Here is an 18,284-nt window from a genome sequence, read left to right as displayed (position 1 = left end):
GAGGCGGACAACAGTGAGCAACTGGGACGGAGAAGCGGTGGAGACACTTCTGGTGGTCGGTGCGGGGCCGAAAGCCCTGGCGGTAGCGGCCAAGTCGCATGTGCTGCGGGAACTCGGCCTGCCCGCACCGCGGGTGACCGTGGTCGAGGCGCAGACGGTCGGCGGCAACTGGCTACCCACCGGCGGCTGGACCGACGGCCGGCACCGCCTGGGCACCAGCCCCGAGAAGGACGTCGGCTTCCCGTACCGCTCGACCTGGGCGCGCGGCCACAACCGCGAGATCGACGCGGCCATGCGGGCTTTCGGCTGGACCGCCTTCCTGGTCGAGCACGGCACCTACGCCGAGTGGATCGACCGCGGCCGGCCCAGCCCGCAGCATCACGTGTGGGCCAAATACCTGCAGTGGGTGGCCCGGCGCATCGACCTGGATCTGGTCCAGGGCACGGTGACCGGCATCGCCGCCGCGGCCGACGGCTGGCTGGTGTCGGTCGCCGACACTGCCGGCCGCGCAGACGACACCGCCGGCCACGTGGATGAGATCGATTGCGACGCGGTCATGATCACCGGACCCGGCCGCAGCGACCGGGCCCTGGCCGAGCACCCGAAGGTGCTCAGCATCTCCGAATTCTGGGAGCTGGCGGGCCGCCGCGAACTGCCCCCGTCCTCGCGGGTGGCGGTGATCGGCGGCGGCGAGACCGCGGGTTCGGCGCTGGACGAACTGGTTCGCCACGAGATGCTCACCGTCTCGGTGATCTCACCCAAGGCGACGCTGTACACACGCGGCGAAAGCTATTTCGAGAACTCGCTCTACAGCGATCCGACCAAGTGGGCGGGCCTGGGTATGGCCGAGCGCCGCGATGTCATCCGGCGCACCGATCGCGGGGTGTTCTCGGTGCGGGTGCAGGAAAGCCTGCTGGGGGACAACCGGGTTCACCATCTGCAGGGCCGGGTGGTGAACCTCGCCGACCAGGACGACCGGGTCGCCCTCACCCTGCGCAACGACCTGCGCGCCGATCAGGTGCACACCTTCGATCTGGTGGTGGATGCCACCGGCGGTCAGCCGCTGTGGTTCCTGGATCTGTTCGATTCGGCCGCAACCGATCTGCTCGAACTGGCGGTGGGCGGCCCGTTGGAGACCGCGCGCATCGAGGCGGCCATCGGCTTCGACCTCGCGGTGTCCGGGCTGGACGCCAAGCTGTACCTGCCGAACCTGGCCGCCATGGCGCAGGGTCCGGGCTTCCCGAATCTCAGTTGCCTGGGCGAGCTTTCGGACCGGATCCTGCAGCCGGCGGTGAATCCCGCACCGCGCTACCGGATCTCGGGCAGGTCGGCGGCGCTGCGCGGCAGCGCGTAGAGCGAGATGCGCCGATCCGGCCGGATGTCGAAGTCGCCCAGGTAGTGCCACCCGATCTTCTCCAACGCTTTCCGCATGGGGGTGTTGCGATGATCGGGTTCGCACAGCAGCCGGCGGCATTCGGGTTCGGCCGCCAGGATCTCCTGCCCCAGCAGGCGCATCCAGCCCGATATGACGCCGCGGCCCAGCAGCGTCGTGTCCGCGGTGGCGATGTGGAAGCCCATGTCGCGGGCGTCGGCGTCGTAGAGGCGCGCGATCTCGTCCTTGGCGGGGCGGTACAACTCCACATAGGCCACCTCGCGGTTGCCCAGGTCGGGGCGGTCCAGCGCGGCGAAGTCGTATTCGAGAATGCATGGGCGGGAGAAGGTTCCGGCGAGCTGGGCGGCGCAGTCGGCGCGGCGGCGATCGGCGTCCCAGGCCTGTTCCCAGGTCTCGAGCAGGTGCGGCCGGTGCATCCACTCGGTGATGGTCTCCGGGTCGCGGGAGTCGACGTCCACCGGCCGCAGCGTGAACGGTGCGGCGAATTCGGGCAGCACCGGTGCGGGCGCGCGGCGGATGTGGTCGGGAAGGTCCGTGAGTTCGCGCGCGAGGACGTAGGTCGTCCGATTCATCGCTGTGGCGCTCCGTTCGTCGGTTAGCTTGATCACCCTGATTGGTAAGGCTAGCCTATACTAAGTAGGTGGTGTTACGGTTGCCCGGACATTGCAAGGGGGACAAGCGGAACCGACGCCGAATGCGGTCGGGCAGTTGCGTAGGAGAGATGCGGGAAATGCCACGGGAACTCGGCTGGATCAGGCAATTTCAGGCCCCGAGTGCGGAATCCGCGCCACCGCTGCTGATCTTCCCGCACGCCGGTGCGGGCGCCTCCGCCTATCGGGTTTTCGCCAAGACGCTGGCTACCGAATTCAATGTCGTGGTGTTCCAGTACCCGGGCCGTCAGGACCGGGCCCGCGAGGCAGCCCTGGAAACGCTGCCCGACATCGCGGCCGGAGCCTTCGCCGAATTCCGGGAATCCGCGCATGAAACCGGTGTTCCCCTCACAATTTTCGGGCACAGCATGGGCGCGGTGATCGCGTTCGAATTCGCCCGCCTGGCCGAGGCCGCGGGGCTGAGCGTGCGACTGCTGGTCGCCTCCTCGGCTGCCGCACCCGCCCGGGTCGCCGCGCTGCCGGGGCATCCCACCGAGGACGAGGCCCTGCTCGATCACATGTCGGCGCTCAACGGCACCGGTGCGGAAGTGCTGGGCAGTCGCGAGGTGCTGCGGATGGCGCTGCCGGTCATGAAGGCCGACTACCGTGCCTTCGACGCGTATTCGTGCGCGCAGGATATTGCCGTGGACACGCCGATTCTGGTGCTGGGTGGCGACGAGGACGAATTCGTCGCGCCGCGTGATCTGTACGCGTGGGAAAGTCACAGCCGCGGCGGAATTCGGGTGACCCTGTTCGCGGGCGGGCATTTCTATCTCAACGATCATGTCGACGGCATCGCCGAACTGCTGGCCGGCGAGAAGAGCGTCGTCGCGTGAGCGCGCTGGATTCCGGCGATCCCATTGTGATCGTCGGCATGGGTATCGAGGCGCCCGGTGGCATCGACACCCTGCCGGAATTCTGGGCGGCCCTGGCGTCCGGGCGGGAATTGCTCGGCCCCTTTCCCCGTGATCGGGAATGGCCGCTGGCGGAATTGCTGACCCTGGACCGGCACGAGGGCTGGGGCGCGGTGCCGGACGCCGGCGGGTTCCTCACCGGCGCCGCCGACTTCGATGCGCTGTTCTTCGGCATCACTCCGCGCGAGGCCGTGGCCATGGATCCGCAGCAGCGGGCCGGCCTGCGGGTGGCCTGGCGGGCACTCGAGCAGGCCGGGATCAATCCCGGTGCGGTGGACGGTGATTCGGGCGGATGCTGGATGGGCGCCTCGGTCATGGAGTACGGGCCGCGGGTGGCCTCGGTCAACGAGTACAGCGGGTACCGGGCCACCGGCACCGCGCTGGGCGCGGTGGCCGGGCGGATCTCGCACGGGCTGGGCCTGATCGGGCCGTCGGTCACCGTCGACACCGCGTGCGCGTCCGCGCTCACCGCCGTGCATCAGGCGGCCGCCGCCATCCGGGCGGGGGAGTGCGAGTGGGCGCTGGCGGGCGGGGTGTGCGTCATGGGTTCGCCGGGCGCGTTCTACGAGTTCTCCAAGAACAATGCGCTCGCCGCCGACGGCCACTGCCGGTCCTACTCCGCCGACGCCACCGGCACGCTGTGGGGTGAGGGAGCGGGAGTCGTTGTACTGGAACCGGAGTCGCGGGCGCGGGCGCTCGGGCATCGGGTATACGGGCGGCTGCTGGGTTCGCGCGTGAACCACAATGGCAAGGGCGCGCCGATCGCGGTGCCGAGCGCCGCGGCGCAGGAACGGCTCATCCGCGACACCCTGGCCGCGTCCGGGATTTCCGCCGGACAGGTCGGGCTCATCGAGGGGCACGGCACCGGCACTCCGGTGGGCGATCCGCTCGAATTGGCCGCGCTCGCAGCCACTTACGGTCTCCCGTCCGCCGCGGGGGCTCGGCTGGGCTCGGTGAAGTCCAATGCCGGTCACGCGCAGGCCGCCTCCGGGGTCCTGGGCCTGATCAAGGTGCTGCTGGCAGGAGTGCACGGGCAGATCCCGCCCACCCTGCACGCCGACCGGCCGACCGCCGAAATCGATTGGGCCGAGACCACTCTGCGGCTCGCCACCGAACTCGAACCCTGGCCGGCCGTGGACGGCATGCGATACGCGGCCGTGTCCTCGTTCGGTGTCGCGGGCACCAATGCCCATGCCCTCGTGAGCCTGCCCGAGCTGGAGGAAAGCGATGTGTAGCCACCGGCTGCCCGATGGCAGCATCCCCGTCCTGCTCTCGTCCGACACCGCCGACGGCGTGCGCGCCGAGGCGGCGGGCATCCTGGCCTACCTGGAGCAGCGGCCCGCCGTTGCCCCGGATGGGGTGGCGGACATGCTGTTCCGCACCCGCACGGCCCGCCGCTACCGGGCGCTGGCCATGGTCACCGGGCGCGCGGACCTGCTCGATGCCCTGCGCGCCGTCGCCGGCGGGACCTCGCATTCCGCGGTGGTGCTGGGTGACGGGCCTGCCACCGCGCGCCGGATCGGCTTCGTGTTCCCCGGTCAGGGCAGTCAGCGTCCCGGCATGGGCGCGCTGTACTACGACCAGTCCCGGCACTACCGGGCCGCGGTCGACGAGTGCGCGGCCGTGCACGCCGAGCGCTTCGGCCACGATCAGCCGCTGCACTATCTGCTCGGCACCGCGGGCGCGTACCAGGACACCGTGTGGGAGGTGCAGCCCGCCTTGATGTTCCACATGGCCGGTCTGGCCGCCATGTGGCAGGCCGCCGGCGTGCGCCCGGCCGCCACCATCGGCCACAGCCAGGGCGAGCTGGCCGCGGGCGCGGTCTCGCGGGTCATGTCGGTGCGCGACGCCGTGCTGGTGGTGACCCACCGCGCGCGCCTGGTGGAGCGCCTCTCGCCGCGCGGCTACGCCATGGCGGTGCTGGCCATGAACCGTGAGGACTGCGAGGCGCTGCTGGCCCGCCATTCGGGCTGGGCCGAGCTGTCGGTGGTGAACGCCCCGCACATCATGGCCATCTCCGGCGACCGCGACACCATCGCCGACATGGTCGCCACCGCCACCGAGCGCGGCCATTTCGCCCGCGAGATCGGCGTCGCCTACCCCGCGCACACCTCGATCGTGGCGGAGCTGCGCGCAGAATTCGAAGGCTTCCTCGGCGGCGAGCTGAGCGACCCGACCTTCATGGACACCGACATCCCTTGCTACGGCGCGACTCTCGGCACCCCCATCACCGCAGACCTGATCCAGGAACAGTACTGGTACTGGAACCTGCGCAACCGGGTCCGCTTCGACCGCGCCGTGGTCGCCGCCGCCACCGACGGCATCGACACCCTCATCGAGGTCGTCGAACACCCCGTCCTGCAACTGGCCCTCCAGGAAAACCTCGCCCTGGTCCCGCGCGACCCGTCCCGCGGCCCCCGCGACTTCAAGGTCCTCGGCACCTCCCTGCGCACCGCCACCTCCCTGCGCGAATTCACCCGCAACCTGGCCGCCATCGCCGTCCACGACCTCGCCTACGACTGGACCGCCCTGCGCACCGACGCGCCCCCGGCCCTCCCGTTGCGCGACTTCCCCCACACGGTCATGAACCCCAAGCGCCTGTGGGCCGACCCGGGCTACGCCCCCGAGGCGGTACACCCGCCGACCCCGGCCGTCCCCGAACCCCAACGCCTGGTGGAGAAGTGGACCCCCTGGGAGCGCCGCTCCCTGACCCCGCCCCGCCGCCTGGCCTTCCTCGACCCCACCGGCCTCTGCGCCGGCCAATTGTCCGCCCTCCTCGCCGCGGCAGACCGCTACGGCGCCACCGCTACCGCCCTCGAGCCGACCGCGGTCGCCTCGGGCATCGGCACCGGTCAGGCGTCGCCGCAGCAGGCGGACTTCGACAGCGTGGTGATTCTGTGGCCCGCGCTGCCCGAGTCGACCGCCGCGGACGCGGTGGCGGAGTTGACGGAGTTCTTCGTCGCGCGCGCCTGGCTGTCCGCGGTGTCGGATGTGCGTGCGGGCGGTGAGGTCTGGCTGGTGACGGTCGGGGGCGAGGTCGTGGTGCCGGAGGATGCGGTGCCGCAGTTGTTCCACGGGGCCGTGGCGTCCGGGTTCCGGTGTGTCGGAGTGGAGAAGCCCGGGGTGCTGTTCCGGCATCTGGATCTTGCGGCCGATGCGGGGGCGAGGGAGGCGAATCGGGTTGTCGCGGCGCTGCATACGGCGGGTGAGCCGGAGGTGGCGCTGCGTGGCGGAAAGGTGTTCGTCAAGCGGTTGGTCGCAGACGGGTCTGCGCCAGGGGAGGCCGCTGAACTCGATCATGTGCTGATCGTGGGTGGCACCGGCAAGCTCGGGCTGTTGTTCGCCGAGCATTTCGCTCGGCAGGGCGCCGGGCGGATCACGCTGGTGAGCCGGTCCGGCGAATCCGGTTCGGCCGCCGCGGAAGTGGCGCGACTGCGTGCGCACGGTGCCACCGAGATCGTGGTCGCGGCCTGTGATGTCAGCGATACGGACGCCGTCGCGCGCCTCGCGGCAGGGCTGGCGGAGCGGCCGGTGAGCCTGCTCGTCCATGCGGCGGTCAACTATGTGGACGCCGGGATCGAGGAGATCACCGCCGAGATGGTCGCCACCGCCGCGGCGTCGAAGGTGCTGGGCCTGGAGGCGGTGCTCGACGCGGTGCCGTTGCGTCCGAATGGCCGGGTGCTGCTGTGCTCGTCCATGGCCGCGACACTCGGCGGGCGCGGACAGATTCTGTATGCCGTCACCAACCGGATGCTGGATATTCTCGCCCGCCGCCTGCGCGAACGCGGGATCGATTGCGCCGCACTGGAGTGGGGTCTGTGGAGTGTCGCGGGTCCGCTCGACGCGGCGGGTATGGCGCGGGTCGAGGGCGCCGGGGTGTACCCCATGAATCCGGCCGACGCCATCGCCGCGGGATTTACCGGGCAGCCGACCGACGCGGTGGTGATCTCCGCCGACTGGCCGTTCCTGCGTGACGTCATGGGAGCCTTCGGCCAGGCTGCTGTGCTGTCGGAGGTGCCGGAGCCCGAGACGATTACACCATCGCGCATCGCGGATACGGCAGCTGCGGATGTGAGCGTGAATCAGCCTGTCACAGAGACGAATCCGTCAGCGCCTGCCGCTGATCACCAGCCGGTGGCGTCGGCGCCGGGCCGTCCGCTGGCGGACCAGGTGCTCGCCGAACTCGAGCGGGTGATGGGCATCGATGCCGGCGACACCATCGACCGCTCCACGCCGCTGGTCGCACTGGGCCTGGATTCGTTGCAGGCCTTGGACTTCCGCAAGCGGGTTCAGGCGTCGCTGGATCGGGAGCTGCCGGTCGCGGCGATCCTGGGCGGCGCGTCGCTGGACGATGTCGTGCTGCTGATGGCAGAGAACACCAACTAGGGCTAGGGGCCAGATTTCATGTCAGACACCGATGCCACCGTGACCGTGGCCGGAACCTCCGCCGCCGACCGCCGCCGGGAACTGCTGCGGCGCAGGCTCGCCGAGCAGGGCCTCGCCGCCGCCACCGCCGCGCCGGTGCGCCGCACCCGGGCCGGAGAGCAGCGGCCGCTGTCGGCCGGGCAGCGCCGCATGTGGTTCCTGCAGACGCGCGACCCCGAGGACACCACGCTGAACATCTGTGTGGCGTACCGGCTCACCGGCGCACTCGACGAGCAGCGCCTGCGGACCGCGGTGGCGGCGGTGTTCGCGCGGCACGACGTACTGCGCACCACCTTCGGTACCCACGCGGACGGCGAGCCGTTCCAGGTGTTCGCCGACGACATCACGCTGCCGTGGCAATCGCACGATCTGACCGACCTGGCCGAGTCCGCCCGCCCGGTGCGGGTGGAGGTGCTGGCCCGCCGGGAATTCGGCCGCCCCTTCGACCTCGCCACCGAGCTGCCCCTGCGAATCACGCTGGTGCGCACCGGAACAGCGGAGTGGGTGCTGTTGCTGGCCGCACACCACAGCTGCTGGGACGACGACGCCTGGGGCGTCTTCTTCACCGACCTCAACGCCGCCTACAACGGAGCCCGGACCGCCGCCCCAGCCGCGCAGTTCGTCGATCTCGAGGTCCTGGACGCCCCGGCCGAGGACGAGGCGGACATCGCCCACTGGCGGAACACCCTGCGCCCCTTGCCGGAACCCCTCGAACTGCCCGGCTCGGCCGTGGTCGCGCCGTCGAAGCGCGCCGACCGCTGCACCGTCGCGCTGCCCGCCGATCTCCTGAAGCGGGTGGACGTCGTCGCCCGCGAGCAGGCGGCCAGCCCGTTCATGGTGCTGCTCGCCGGCTTCGCCGCCCTGATCCAGCGCTACACCGCCGCCGACGATTTCCTGGTCTCCATCCCGGTCACCAATCGCCGGTCGGCGGCCGCCGAGCAGCTCATCGGCTACTTCGGCAACACCCTGCTGCTGCGCGAAACCTTCGACCGCGCCGAGACGTTCACCGGCCTGGTCGCGGCCACCAAGCGCACCTGCCTGGACGCCTTCGCCCATCAGGCCGTCGGCATCGACCGGGTGGTGCGCGAGGTGAACCCGGAACGCGTCGCCGGACGGGACGGCATGGATCAACTGGTGCGCCTGGGCTTCAGCGTCCGCAAGAGCGCCGACGGTTTCGCACTGGACGGCGTCACCTCGACCCAGCTGGACGAACTGGGCGCCCCCACCGCGCAGGTCCCCCTGGCCGTCGCGGTCGTGACCGAGAGCGCGCCCGGCGCGATGCTCGAGGCCGAATACCAGGTGGACGTGCTGCCCCGGCCGCTGGTGCAGCGCATGCTGGAACACTATGTGCGACTGCTGGATCGGGCGCTGAGTACCCCGGGCGGCCGGCTCGCCGACCTCGACATGCTGGGCGGCGACGATCGCCTCGCCATCCTGGAACAGTCGCGCGGCGCGGACGTGCCGGCCGGCCCGGCCACCATGGTCGACCTGTTCGAGGCCAGTGTCGCCGCCGGACCCGGCACCCTGGCCCTGGTCTCCGACGACCTCGAATTCACCTACGCCGACCTGAACCGCCGCGCGAACCGCCTGGCGCACTGGCTGATTCGCGAGGGCATCGGCAGCGAGGACATCGTCGCCCTGCGCATGAGCAACTCGATCGAGTTCATCGTGGCCGTCTACGGCGTGCTCAAGGCGGGCGCGGCCTACCTGCCCATCGACCCGGCCTACCCGGACGACCGCATCGACTACCTGATCGCCGACGCGGGGCCGCGCCTGGTGCTGGGCCGCGTCGAACTCGACGCCGCCGAGGACGCCGCCGCCGGGCTGCCGGACACCGATCCCACCGACACCGACCGCGTCCGCCCGCTGCTCCCGGCGAACCTGGCCTACGTCATCTACACCTCCGGTTCGACCGGCAAGCCCAAGGGCGTCCCGGTCTCGCACGCCGCCATCGCCGAGCACGTGGTGAGCTTCACCGCCGAATGGGGCATGACCGCCGATGACCGGCTGCTGCAATCGTCCTCGGTGAGCTTCGACGCCTCCCTGCTGGACATCTTCGTCACCCTGGCGCTGGGCGCGCGGCTGATCGTGCCGAAACCCGATGCCTTCCGCGACATCCGCTATGTCGCAGACCTGATCACCCGCCGCGGCGTGACCGTGCTGCACATGGTGCCGTCCATGCTCGGCACCTTCCTGCTGCTGCCCGAGGTGAGCGAATGGCGGGCGCTGCGCCATGTCCCGGTGGGCGGCGAGGCGCTGCCGGGTGAGGTGGCCGACCGGTTCGCCGCCGTCTTCGACGCCGAACTGCGCAATCACTACGGGCCGACCGAGGCCGTGGTGTGCGCGACCCATCAGCCGGTGGCGGGCCCGCAGGGCACCGGGATCGTGCCCATCGGCGTACCCAATCAGAACGTGCACGCCTACGTGCTCGACGAGGCCCTGCAGCTGGTGCCCGCCGGGGTGGTCGGCGAGATCTACCTGGGTGGTGCGCAATTGGCGCGCGGCTACCTGGGCCGGCCCGCACTCACCGCGAGCCGCTTCGTCGCCGACCCCTTCACCGCCGGCGCGCGACTCTACCGCACCGGAGATCTGGCCCGCCGCAACGAGTTCGGGGAACTGGACTTCGTCGGCCGCGCCGACGAGCAGGTCAAGGTGCGCGGCTTCCGCATCGAGCTCGGCGAGGTGGAGTCGGCGCTGACCGCGCATCCGAGTGTCGGGCACTGCGTGGTGATCGTGACCGAGGATCCGGCCGTGGGCGCACAGCTCGCCGCCTACCTGGTGCCCGCGGCCGATGCGACGGTCGAGGTGGACCAGGTGCGCGCCCACGCCGCCGCCGCGCTGCCGGAGTACATGGTGCCCAGCGCTTTCGCCGTCATCGACGAGATCCCGCTGACCGTCAACGGCAAGCTGGACAAGCGGGCGCTGCCCGCGCCGGCGGCCGCGGTCGAGCGGGTGCACCGCGCGCCGGCCACCGCCACCGAGCGCCGCCTGTGCGCGATCTACACCCAGCTGTTCGGGATTCCGACGGTGGGCGCGGACGATTCGTTCTTCGAACTGGGTGGGCATTCGCTGCTGGCCGCGCGCCTGGTCGCGCAGATCCGCGCCGAATTCGGTGTCGAGCTGGATGTGCGGATCGTGTTCGACACCCCGACCCCGGCCGGGCTGGCCGCCGGGCTGGTCGCGCGGTTCCGCGACGAGTTCGGCATCGACCTGGATGCCATGGACGACGACGTGGAGACGGTCGAGACCACCGTCACCGCACCGGCTTCCGGGCGTCCGGCCGTCACCGCGCGCCCGCGTCCGGACCGGCTGCCGCTGTCCTACTCGCAGCTGGCCATGTGGTTCCAGTACCGCATGGAGGGCCCGAGCGCGGTCGGCAATCTGCCCTTCGCCGTCCGCTTCGACGGCGGCATCGATATCGCCGCGCTGCGGGCCGCGCTCGCCGATGTGGCGGCCCGGCACGAGGCGCTGCGCACCGGCTTCGGTGAGCAGGACGGCGTTCCGTACCAGGTGGTGCGAGCCGCCGGGGCGGTCGAGCTCGAGATCACCGGCATCGATGCCGACCGGTTGACGGACGAGCTCGCCGAGATCGGCCGCTACCCCTTCACGGTCGAAGCCGAGCCGCTGCTGCGGGCCCGCCTGCTGGTCATCGACCCGGGCACGCACGTGCTGTCGCTGCTGGTCCATCACATCGTGGCCGACCACGCGTCGCTGGGCATCCTGCTCGAGGACCTGGTCGCCGCCTACCGTGCGCGGGTCGAGGGCGGGCGGGCGCCGCAGTGGACCCCGCCTGCGGTGCAGTACCCGGATTACGTGCTGTGGCAGCACGATGCGTTCGCCTCCGGTGCGGATGGCCTGCCCGGCGACTACGGCCGGGCGCAGCTGGACTTCTGGCGCGCCGCCCTCGCTGGTCTGCCGGACCAGATCGATGTCGCCCCTGATCGGCCGCGCCCCGCGGTCCTCGGCAAGCGCGGCGAAGTCGCCACCTTCGCGGCGCCCGCCGCCCTGCGCTCCGGGCTGGCCGCGCTCGCCGAGGCCTGCGGCGCAACGGAATTCATGGTGTACGAGGCCGCCGTCGCGACCCTGCTGCACAAGCTGGGCGGCGGCACGGACATCACCCTCGGCACCCCGGTGGCCTGCCGCGTCGACGATGCGACCGCCCCGCTCGTCGGTCTGTTCGCCAATATGGCCGTGCTGCGCAACGATCTGTCGGGCGCCCCGACCCTGCGCGACACCGTGCTGCGCGGCCGCGACGTGGTCCTGGATGCCCAAGCGCACCAGGAACTTCCGATCGAACGCCTGGTGGAGGCGCTCAACCCGCCGCGCTCGCGCTCCCGGAACCCGCTGTTCCAGAGCATGCTGCACTTCCGCGGCGCGGACTGGGCGCCCGCCACCCTGGCCGTGGCGGGCACGACCACCGCCACCGTGCTGCCGGTCGACTTCGACGTCTCCTTCCTGGACCTCAATATCTCCGTGAACGTCACCGGTGACGGCGGCCTGGCCGTGCGCGTGGTCGCCAATGCCGACCTGTACGACCCGGAGACCGTGCAGCACATCGCGACCGCGCTGGCCACCACCCTGGAGGCGTACGCCACCGCGCCCGACCGCACCGTGGCCGAGCTCGAGGTGCTGCCCGTCGACCGGCTGGAGCGGCTGCTCGCCCCGCCCGCGCCCGCCGCGGCGACCCGCGCCGCCGCCACCGGCGACCACGCCCGCACCGAACGCGCGCTCATCGAACTGCTCGAAGAGCTGCTGGATATCAGCGAGGTCGAGGCCGGCGACAACTTCTTCGCCCTCGGCGGCGACAGCGTCATCTCCATCCAGTGGTCGGCCCGCGCCACCGCACTCGGCCTGCCGCTCAGCCCGCAGCTGGTGTTCGAGCACCTCACCATCGCCGAACTCGCCGCCGCGGTCGACGCCGCCGAACCCGTTGCCGCGCAAGCCGAGTCGATTCCGCAGGAGGAATCCGCCCCCATGAGCGCCTCCGGCCTCGACGCCGCCGCCCTCGCCGCCCTCACCTCGTCCTGGCAGGCCCGATGACCACCACCGAAAACCGCACCGCGCCACCGCAGATCGAGGACGTGCTGGCGCTTAGCCCGCTGCAGGAGGGGCTGTTCTCGCTGTCGCGCCTCAGCGGCGACGGCCTCGACCTGTACACCATGCAGTTCGTGGTCGACATCGACGGACCGCTGGACACCGAGCTGCTGCGGCGCAGCGCGCAGGCCATGCTGGACCGGCATCCCAACCTGCGCGCCGCCTTCTGGGACGAGAACGTGCCGCGACCGGTGCAGATCGTGCCCGCACAGGCCGAACTGCCCTGGACCGAGAAGCCGTCGCGGCCGGCGGAATTCGACGCCATCGCCGCGGCCGAACGCCACGCGCCGTTCGACCTGAGCCGCGGTCCGGCCCTGCGCATCCTGCTGCTCACCGTGCCGGACACCGGCACCCGGCGCATGATCCTCACCGCCCACCACATCCTGATGGACGGCTGGGCGGTGGCGGTGTTCTTCACCGAACTGCTCGCCGTCTACCGGTCCGGCGGATCCGTTGCGGCACTGCCGAAACCGCGCCCCTACCGCGACTACATCGCATGGCTGGGCGCACAGGACAGCGCCGCGGTCACCCGGCGCTGGGTCGACTACCTCGCGGGGGTGAGCGGTCCGCTCATGCTGGCGGACGGCGCGCCGGTCGGCCCGAACGCCGTGCCGGAGAAGACCCGCCTGCTGCTGTCCGCTGCCGACACCGACCGGGTCCGTACCTGGGCAGGTGCGCACGGGCTGACCCTCAACACCGCCGTGCAATTCGCCTGGACGGTGCTGCTCGGGCGGCTCACCGATCGCCGCGACATCGTGTACGGCACCACCATCTCCGGTCGGCCCGACCAGCTTCCGGGCGTGGAGGGCATGGTCGGGTTGTTCATCAACACCGTGCCCGTCGCCCACCATCTGGACTCCGGCACCTCCATCGCCGACCAGTGCGCCCGCCTGCAGCGCGAGTGCGCCGCCATGCGCGACATCGGCTTCCTGAGCCTGTCGGCCGTGCAGCGCGCCGCCGGGCACGGCACCCTCTTCGACACGCTGTTCGTCTTCGAGAACGCCCCCATCGACGACGCCATCCGCACCGTCACGGCCCCCGACGGCGCCTGCTTCCGTCCGATCGAGATGGAGAGCCTCGCGCACTACCCGCTCACGGTGGTCGCGCACATGAGCGGCGACGAGCTGCTGGTCCAGCTCGAGGTGATGCCCGCCGCGCTGCCCTACTTCCCGGCCGCGGACCTGGGCGAGCGGCTGCTCGCGCTGCTGCGGCAACTACCGGAAACCGGCACGGCCACACCCGATTCGCTCAGCGTGCTCACCGCGTCGGAGCAGGAGATGTCCGCAGCGCCGATCAGCCCCGTCTCGCCCGCCGCGATGACGGAAGGGTCCACGACCGCGGTCGCCGACGCTGCCTCGGTCTGGGAGTTGTTCGAGCGGCAGGTGGCCGCCACGCCGGAAGCCGTTGCACTCCAGGACAGCTCCGGCTCCCGGTACACCTATCGCGCCCTGCACGACGCGGCCGTCCGGCTGGGCGCCGAGTTCGCCGCGCAGGGTGTCGGCCCGGAAACAGTGGTAGCGCTGGTGCTTCCACGCACCGTGCGATCGATCGTCGCGGTGCTCGCGGCCTTCGCAGCGGGCGGAGCCTATGTGCCGGTGGATATCACGCTGCCGGCCGCACGCATCGAATCGATCCTCCGGCAGGCGCGGCCGACGCTGGTGGTCACCGACGACAACACCCGCGGCCTGCTCGAAACCGCCGGTGCCCCACAGTCCGGCACAGGTGTCATTGTCGTCGGTGAGCAGCGGGTGCCGGTGCTGCTCCTCGGCGATCCCCTTGCCGCCGAACAGCCCTCGGCCGCCCCTGTCGAACTCCCGCGCGTCGTCCGCCACCCGGACCAGCTCGCGTACCTCATCTTCACCTCCGGCTCGACGGGCGAACCCAAGGGCGTCGCCGGAACCAATGCCGCCCTCATGGCCTACTTCGCCGACCATCGCGACCGGGTCTATCGGCCCGCCATGGCCCGCCTGGGCCGGCCGCTGCGCATCGCGCACGCCTGGTCGCTGAGCTTCGACGCCTCCTGGCAGCCCATGGTGGGCCTGCTCGCCGGGCAGACCATCCACCTGTTCGACGCCACGGAAATGCGTGACGCGCAGCGCTTGTGCGCGGGCATGATCGCCCACGACATCGACATGATCGACACCACCCCGTCGATGTTCGCGCAGCTCAACGCCGCCGGGCTGGTGGACCGGGAGCTGCCCGTGCTGGCGCTGGGCGGTGAGGCCATCGACGCCGCGCTGTGGGCGCGGCTGCGCGCGCTGGCCCCGTCCGAAGGCCGGTCCGGCACCGCGGTCTACAACTGCTACGGACCCACCGAGACCACCGTCGAGGCCGTGGTGGCCCCGGTCGCGGACTTCGACACCCCGACCATCGGCACCGCGAACGCCGGAATGTCCGGCTACGTCCTGGATTCCAGGCTGCGCCCGGTGCCCGGCGGCGTCGTCGGCGAGCTGTACCTGTCCGGGCCGCAGCTGGCCCGCGGCTATATCGGCCGCGCCGCAACCACATCCGACCGCTTCGTCGCCGACCCCTTCCGGCCCGGCCGCCGCATGTACCGCACCGGCGATCTGGTCCGCCGCCTGCCCCACGGCGGCTTCGGCTACCTGGGCCGCGCCGACGCGCAGGTGAAGGTGCGCGGCTACCGCATCGAGATCGGCGAGATCGAGACCGCCCTGCGACGACTGCCCGGCGTGGACACCGCCGCCGTCACCGTGGTGCGCCGCGCGGGCGGGGCGAGCCTGGTCGGTTTCGTCGTGGGGGAGCGGGGCGAGTCCGTCGATCCCGCGCGCACCCGCGCCGCGCTCGCGGAACGCCTGCCCGCCTACATGATTCCGGCCCGGGTGCTCGCCCTGCCGCGGCTGCCGGTGAACGCCAACGGCAAACTCGACGGCCCCGAGCTGACGCGGCTCGGCGAAGCCGCCCTCGCCGATACCGGATCGGGCGCCGCGCCGAGCACCGCCACCGAGAAGGAGCTCGCCGAGGTCCTCGCCGAACTCTTCGACGGCCGCAGCCCCGGCCTCGACGACGACTTCTTCGCCCTCGGCGTGGACAGCATCGTCGCCATATCCCTGGTCAACAAGGCCCGCCGCCGCGGCCTCACCCTCACCCCGCGCATGGTGCTGGCCACCCCGACCCTGCGCGAACTCGCCGCCGCCCTCGACGCCGCGGACTCGACCATCACGGAGCGGGTGGCGGATTACGGTGCAGTGCAGCCGCTTCCGGTCGTCTACTGGATGTACGAGTACGGCAACTACCGTCGCTTCACCCAGACCGCCCTGCTCCGGCTGCCCGACGGCATCGACCGCGACACCCTCGAGGCTTCGCTGCAGACCGTTCTCGACGGCTACGACACCCTGCGCTCACGCCTCGTCGACACCGACGACGGCCCGCGCCTGGTCACCGCCGCGCCGGGCACCGTCCGCGCGGCCGACATCCTCACGCACACAGTCGATCCCGCCGACACCGCTGCGGCCGTCCACGCCGCGGCCCGGACGGTCATGGACCAGATCGACCCGCGCACCGGCGATATGGTGCGCGCCGTCTGGTTCTCCGGCACCGAGCACGGCGATGTCCTGCTGCTCACCATCCACCACCTGGCGGTGGACGTGGTCTCCTGGCACCTGCTCATCGCCGCCCTGAACGAGGGCGCCGCCCTCCCCGAATCCACCTCGTACCGCGAGTTCTCCCGCCGCATGGCGGAGCGGGCCGAGTCCGCGGAAGTCCGTGCACAGCAGGACTATTGGCGCGACCAGCTCGCCGCCCCCGACCCCGCCATCGGCCGCCGCATCCCCTACCCGCACACCGACACCTGGTCCGCCCTCCGGGTCGCCACCGCCGTGACGCCGGTCGAGGTCACCGCCCGCCTGCTCGCCGCGCTCACCCGCGACGAGGGTGCGCGCGAACTACTGCTCACCGCCCTGACCATCACCCTGGCGAGCTGGCGGCGTGAGCGCGCCCAGGATCCTTCCCACGGCGCCCTGCTCGCCCTGGAGGGCCACGGCCGCGCCGACGACCTGCTCGGCACCGACACCAGCAACACCCTCGGCTGGTTCACCACCGTGTTCCCGATCCGCCTCGGCGCGGGCGAGACGGTGGATGCCGAACGGGCGGAACAGGATCCGGCCGCGGCCCGCGCCCTTCTGGAGTCGGTGACCGCGCACCTGTCCGCCATCCCCGGCCAGGGGCTGGACTACGGCCTGCTCCGCTACACCGCCCGCGTGCCCGAACTGGCCGCCGCGCGGCACCCCCAGATCGAGTTCAACTACCTCGGCCGAGTCGACCTCAGCGGGCAGGACCCCCGATCCTGGTCCCTGCTCACCGGCCCGCTCAACGAGGCACTGCCCCTGGACCCCGAACCCGACCTACCCCTGCGCTACGCGCTGGATGTCATCGCGGGCATCGGCTCGACCCCGGAGGGACCGCAGCTCACCACCAATTGGCGCTGGAGCGAAACCCTGTTCACCGCAGCGGAAGCCAGCCGCCTGACCGAACTCTGGCAGCGCAGCCTGGCCGCCCTGGCAGTCGCCGTGTCCTGATCACCCGGGCGGTAAGTGCCGTCCGCCGCAGGAGAGCAGGCGGGCGGCCGGTACCGCGGGAGAAGCTGCGCGGTCGGCCGAGGATACGTGCGGGGTCGTCAGGCCGCGGCGTAGCCGGTGGTGTCGTCCCGGCCCGGCGCGGGGATCGGCTCGGTGGCCGAAGGCGCTGCGGGAGACACGGATTCGATCATGTCCAGCAGCAGCCAGCCGTCGGCGGTCCAGCCGCCGTGCGTGTCGGTGCGCACCAGCCTGCCGCCGGGCACGAACGGGTCGTCCACGAAACCCTCGGCGGCACCGTCCAATTCCAGTGCCAGCGCGGAACCACCCATGTACACCCGCCCGGAGTGTCCCGGCGGCACCAGCCGCAGCGACTCGTCCAACACCAGCAGCCGCGCGCCTGGAATCGGCCGCACCCGGCCGGAGCCGTCCAGCGGTCCGCGTGCCGCGACGCCCGCGTATTCCGGTGTGGTGTAGGCGAATCCGGCGCACGACCCGGGGGCCAGTTCGCGAAGCAGGGCGGAAAGCGCGGCCGGGCAGTCATTTCCGAACACATCCCAGCGCCGCACGGTCGGCAGAGCGGGGGAGGGCAGGAAGGCCAGGTTCGCGAGGGTCCCGGCGTCGGCCACCACATGGGTCGAGGCGCTCAGGGCGATCAGCTCGGCCAGGGCGGCCGCGTCCGCGCGCTGGGCGGCGGTGGCCAGTACCAGGGTCGCGCCGTCGGCCAGCGTGGCCAGCAGTTCCACCGCGGCGTCGGTGGTGTCCCAGCGGATGGCCAGCAGCCGCACATCCGGCGAGCCGTAGGCCCGGTCGATCGGGCAGGAGCGCTGATCGGCGGCAACCGCGCGGCGATCGTCGGCGGCCGCGGCCACCGCGACCGGCTTCATACCGGTGCCGTCCGGCCCGAGTTCGGCCAGCACCGCGCCGAATTCGGCGGCCGCGGCGATATCGCACAGCACGCGGGCCAGATCGTCGAGCGTGGGCCCGGCGGTCCCGGTGACGCCGCCGTCGAGGCGTTCGAAGAGTTCGGCATAGGTGAGGATGTGATCGCCGCAGCGCACGGCGGTCCGCAGCGAGGGCACGCGGCGCCCGCACTCGATGAGCATGGAGACCGACGGCACGTCGTACAGTTCGACGCCATTGGCCCATTCGTCCACGAGCCGATGACGCTCGACGGCGGACAAGATTTCCGGCACCGCTCGCTCCATCGTTCCAAACCCCCGGGTTCTAACTTATGCAACCCTAACCTAATCGATCGAGGGCACGATCGACCACC

The 18,284-nt window shown here is 71.5% G+C and carries 8 protein-coding genes; 6 read left to right on the top strand and 2 right to left on the bottom strand.

Annotated features, from left to right (window positions below; all coding sequences use genetic code 11):
- The first annotated feature begins 37 nt into the window (after window positions 1–37).
- Window positions 38–1,354, top strand: a complete 1,317-nt coding sequence (locus ACFXIV_RS31950) for a SidA/IucD/PvdA family monooxygenase (protein ID WP_379394465.1) — start codon at window positions 38–40, stop codon at window positions 1,352–1,354.
- Here the strand turns inward: ACFXIV_RS31950 and ACFXIV_RS31945 are convergent.
- The gene (locus tag ACFXIV_RS31945) at window positions 1,309–1,965 is read right to left on the bottom strand and encodes a GNAT family N-acetyltransferase (RefSeq protein ID WP_379394467.1); all 657 of its coding nucleotides are present in this window, start codon (window positions 1,963–1,965) and stop codon (window positions 1,309–1,311) included. The genes ACFXIV_RS31950 and ACFXIV_RS31945 overlap by 46 nt on opposite strands.
- A 158-nt stretch (window positions 1,966–2,123) precedes the next feature.
- Between ACFXIV_RS31945 and ACFXIV_RS31940 the strand changes: the two genes are divergently transcribed.
- Genes ACFXIV_RS31940 through ACFXIV_RS31920 form a run of 5 tightly spaced genes read left to right on the top strand, consistent with a single transcriptional unit; the run spans window position 2,124 to window position 17,011 of the window.
- The gene (locus tag ACFXIV_RS31940) at window positions 2,124–2,879 is read left to right on the top strand and encodes a thioesterase II family protein (protein ID WP_379394469.1); all 756 of its coding nucleotides are present in this window, start codon (window positions 2,124–2,126) and stop codon (window positions 2,877–2,879) included.
- A gap of 5 nt (window positions 2,880–2,884) precedes the next feature.
- The gene (locus ACFXIV_RS31935) at window positions 2,885–4,192 is read left to right on the top strand and encodes a polyketide synthase (protein WP_379394960.1); all 1,308 of its coding nucleotides are present in this window, start codon (window positions 2,885–2,887) and stop codon (window positions 4,190–4,192) included.
- The gene (nbtC, locus tag ACFXIV_RS31930) at window positions 4,185–7,343 is read left to right on the top strand and encodes a nocobactin polyketide synthase NbtC (RefSeq protein WP_379394471.1); all 3,159 of its coding nucleotides are present in this window, start codon (window positions 4,185–4,187) and stop codon (window positions 7,341–7,343) included. The genes ACFXIV_RS31935 and nbtC overlap by 8 nt, the downstream gene beginning before the upstream one ends.
- 18 nt (window positions 7,344–7,361) lie before the next feature.
- Window positions 7,362–12,422 (top strand): amino acid adenylation domain-containing protein, encoded by a 5,061-nt coding sequence (locus ACFXIV_RS31925; RefSeq protein WP_379394473.1) that lies wholly within the window; start codon window positions 7,362–7,364, stop codon window positions 12,420–12,422.
- The gene (locus tag ACFXIV_RS31920; protein ID WP_379394475.1) at window positions 12,419–17,011 is read left to right on the top strand and encodes an amino acid adenylation domain-containing protein; all 4,593 of its coding nucleotides are present in this window, start codon (window positions 12,419–12,421) and stop codon (window positions 17,009–17,011) included. Before ACFXIV_RS31925 ends, ACFXIV_RS31920 begins: the two co-directional genes overlap by 4 nt.
- Window positions 17,012–17,109: 98 nt before the next feature.
- On the opposite strand, the gene ACFXIV_RS31915 is transcribed toward ACFXIV_RS31920, so the two are convergent.
- Entirely contained in the window at window positions 17,110–18,204 is a 1,095-nt protein-coding gene (locus ACFXIV_RS31915) for an AMP-binding protein (protein ID WP_379394477.1), read from the bottom strand.
- Window positions 18,205–18,284: the final 80 nt, after the last annotated feature.

It is taken from the genome of Nocardia sp. NPDC059236, assembly GCF_042754085.1.
Taxonomy (GTDB): Bacteria; Actinomycetota; Actinomycetes; order Mycobacteriales; family Mycobacteriaceae; genus Nocardia.
This window is presented reverse-complemented; position numbering and strand designations above follow the sequence as displayed.